General features: G+C 30.5%; 4 protein-coding genes. All 4 read left to right on the top strand.

Annotated features, from left to right (window positions below):
- A partial coding sequence (gene neuC / locus Q0649_RS22945; RefSeq protein WP_298847480.1) for a UDP-N-acetylglucosamine 2-epimerase occupies positions 1–1,086 on the top strand: 1,086 nt, incomplete at its 5' end.
- A gap of 27 nt (positions 1,087–1,113) precedes the next feature.
- Positions 1,114–1,755, top strand: coding sequence for a NeuD/PglB/VioB family sugar acetyltransferase (locus Q0649_RS22950; protein ID WP_298847483.1), 642 nt, complete (start codon positions 1,114–1,116; stop codon positions 1,753–1,755).
- Positions 1,756–1,759: 4 nt separating this feature from the next.
- Positions 1,760–2,815, top strand: a complete 1,056-nt coding sequence (locus Q0649_RS22955) for a nucleotidyltransferase family protein (RefSeq protein ID WP_298847486.1) — start codon at positions 1,760–1,762, stop codon at positions 2,813–2,815.
- A 16-nt stretch (positions 2,816–2,831) separates the two neighbouring features.
- Positions 2,832–3,057, top strand: a 226-nt coding sequence (locus Q0649_RS22960) for an SDR family NAD(P)-dependent oxidoreductase (RefSeq protein WP_298847489.1), incomplete at its 3' end; no start/stop codon positions are given.

The following is a 3,057-nucleotide window of genomic DNA, read 5'->3' on the forward strand; positions in this document are numbered from 1 at the left end:
CTTAAGGAAATTGAAAAACATGAATCGTTGGATCTTAAGCTTATTGTATGTGGCATGCATTTATGCCCTGAATATGGTATGACTATAAATGAAATAGAAAAAGATGGGTTTGATATAGCGGATAAGTTTGAAACTATATTAGCTTCTGATACTGGTGCTTCTATGGCTAAATCGATAGGACTTTCAATTATAAGCATGGCTCAAAGTTTTGAACGAATAAAACCAGATCTTTTATTAATACTAGGAGATAGGGGCGAAATGCTTGCAGCAGCAACAGCAGCTATCCATATGAATATACCTGTTGCTCATATCCATGGTGGAGAAGTAACTGGAACGGTGGATGAATCTGTAAGACACGCTATTACTAAACTTTCACATATACACTTTCCTGCTAATGAGGATAGTAAGCAAAGGATTATTAAATTAGGTGAGAAAGAAAAAGACATTTATGTAGTAGGAGCACCAGGTCTTGATTATATTAAGAAAACACAATATATATCAAGAAGTGAAATGCTAAAGAGATTTGAATTAGAAGATGATAAGATATTTTTACTAACGCAGCATCCAGTAACTACAGAACGGGACATGGTAGAATGGCAAATACGAGAAACACTTGATGCAGTTGTAGAACTAGGGTATCAAACTATAGTTTCATATCCTAACAGTGATAATGGAGGACGTGAAATTATAAAGGTAATTGAAGAATATAGGGCTAAATATCCATTCCTAAAGGTATTTAGAAACTTAAGCCAAGTTGAATATCTTAGTTTTTTGGATATAGCAGAGGTAATGATAGGAAATTCATCTTCAGGTATAATTGAAGCACCTAGTTTTAAGTTACCTGTAGTAAATATAGGCTCAAGGCAGGATGGAAGATTAAGAGCTAGTAATATAATAGATGTTTCTTATGGAAAAGAATCTGTTATAAGGGGTATCAAAAAAGCCATATACGATGAAAGTTTTAAAATACAATTAGAAATTTGTACAAATCCTTATGGTGATGGAAATGCTAGTGGGAAAATAGTACAAATAATAAGTGAAGTAAAATTAGATAGAGAACTTTTGCAAAAGAGAATTACTTATTGATTTAGAAATTAGAGTTGGGGTGAAATTATGGAGAAAATCGTACTTGTGGGTGCAGGTGGACACTGCGAGGTAATTATTGATATTATAAAAAGTGTTGGTAAATATGATATCATAGGTGTAACAGATACAACGTTTAGAGGTAAAAAATTAGTATTAGATATTCCTATAATAGGTGATGATAGTATTTTAAAAAAATTATATAATGATGGTGTAAAAAATGCTTTTGTATGTATTGGTGCACTACAAAATATTAGGCTTCGCGATAAAATATATAATAAATTAAAGGATATAGGCTTTAATATACCTGTGCTTATACATAAAGATGCAATAGTTTCATCTTATGCGACTATTGCATTTGGAACTTGTGTAATGCCAGGAGCCATAATTAACCCAGGAGTTTCAATAGATGAAAACTGTATAATAAACACTGGTGTAGTAATTGAGCACGATTGTAAAATACAAAGGAATACACATATTTCTCCTAAAGCATGTATAGCTGGTGGAGTGAAAGTTGGGCATGATACACATGTGGGCATGGGAAGTTGCATAATTCAAGCTCTACATATAGGAAACAATGTAATTATAGGAGCAGGGGCTGTGGTAATTAATAATGTAGTAGATAATGTAGTTACTGTAGGAGTTCCATCAAAAATTATAAAGCGCAGGTGATATTGTGAAATTTCCAATTGAAAATTATTGTATAGGAGCTAGTTCTACAATAAAAGAAGCTATGAAAGTTATAGATAAAAATTTAACTGGTGGAGCGCTAGTTGTAAATGAAAATAATGAATTAGTGGGAACTATTACAGATGGCGATATAAGGCGTGCTATGCTTAAGGAGTTAAGTATAAATGATAGTATAGAGAGTACATATTTTAAAAATTTTAAATTTGTTACAGAAGAGCATAGTAAAAAGAAAGCAAAAGAATATATGTTAAGCAATAATATAAGACAGATTCCTGTAATTGATAAAGATAAAAAGTTAATTGATTTATATTTTCTTGATGATATATTATCTTATGATAAAAAGGATAATTATGTTTTTATTTTGGCGGGAGGTCTGGGAACTAGGTTAAGACCATTAACTGAGACAGTACCTAAACCCATGCTATTAATTGGTAACAAACCAATATTAGAACTTATAATAGAACAATTTAAAGAATATGGTTTTAATAATTTTATTATATCTCTTAACTATAAAGGAAAAATAATAGAGGATTACTTTGAAGATGGAAAAAAGTTTGGAGTAAACATAGAATATATTAGAGAAACTAAAAAACTAGGTACAGCAGGATCGATAGCTTTAGTTAAAGAAAAATTCATTAAACCATTTATAGTTATAAATGGAGATATATTGACAGGGATAGATTTCGAGAAATTTTTAAATCATCATATTAAGAACAAATTTAGTATAACTGTAGGTGTTAGAAATTATGAAGTTAATGTTCCTTATGGGGTGCTAGTTACTAATAATATGCTTATAGAATCTTTGAAAGAAAAACCTACATATAAATTTAATATTAATGGTGGGGTATATGTAGTAAATCCTGAAATTACAAAATATATACATGAAAATGAAGTTTATAATATGACAGACCTAATAGAGGATTCAATAAACAATAAATGCAAGACAGGTATATATGAGATAAATGAGTATTGGAAGGATATAGGACAAATAGATGACTATAGGAAAGCCAACACGGATGTTGAAAGATTTTTTAATTTATAAAAGAGGAGTAGATTAAATGATTTGGCAAGGAAAAAAAGTTTTGATTACTGGTGCTGAAGGTTTCATAGGTAGTCATTTGACAGAAAAATTAGTGGAACTTGGAGCAGATGTTACGGCGCTCGCTCAATATAACTCATTTAATAGCTGGGGCTGGATTGATACTTTTGATAATAAGATTAAAGATAGTATAAAAGTTGTTACTGGTGACATAAGAGAATATGATGGAATGAAAAGAATTATAA

The organism is uncultured Clostridium sp., from assembly GCF_937920395.1.
Lineage (GTDB): Bacteria > Bacillota > Clostridia > Clostridiales > Clostridiaceae > Clostridium_AD.

Coding starts and splice junctions, on each gene's coding strand:
- Q0649_RS22950 (WP_298847483.1), top strand. CDS start 1,114: ATGGAGAAAATCGTACTTGTGGGTGCAGGTGGACACTGCGAGGTAATT.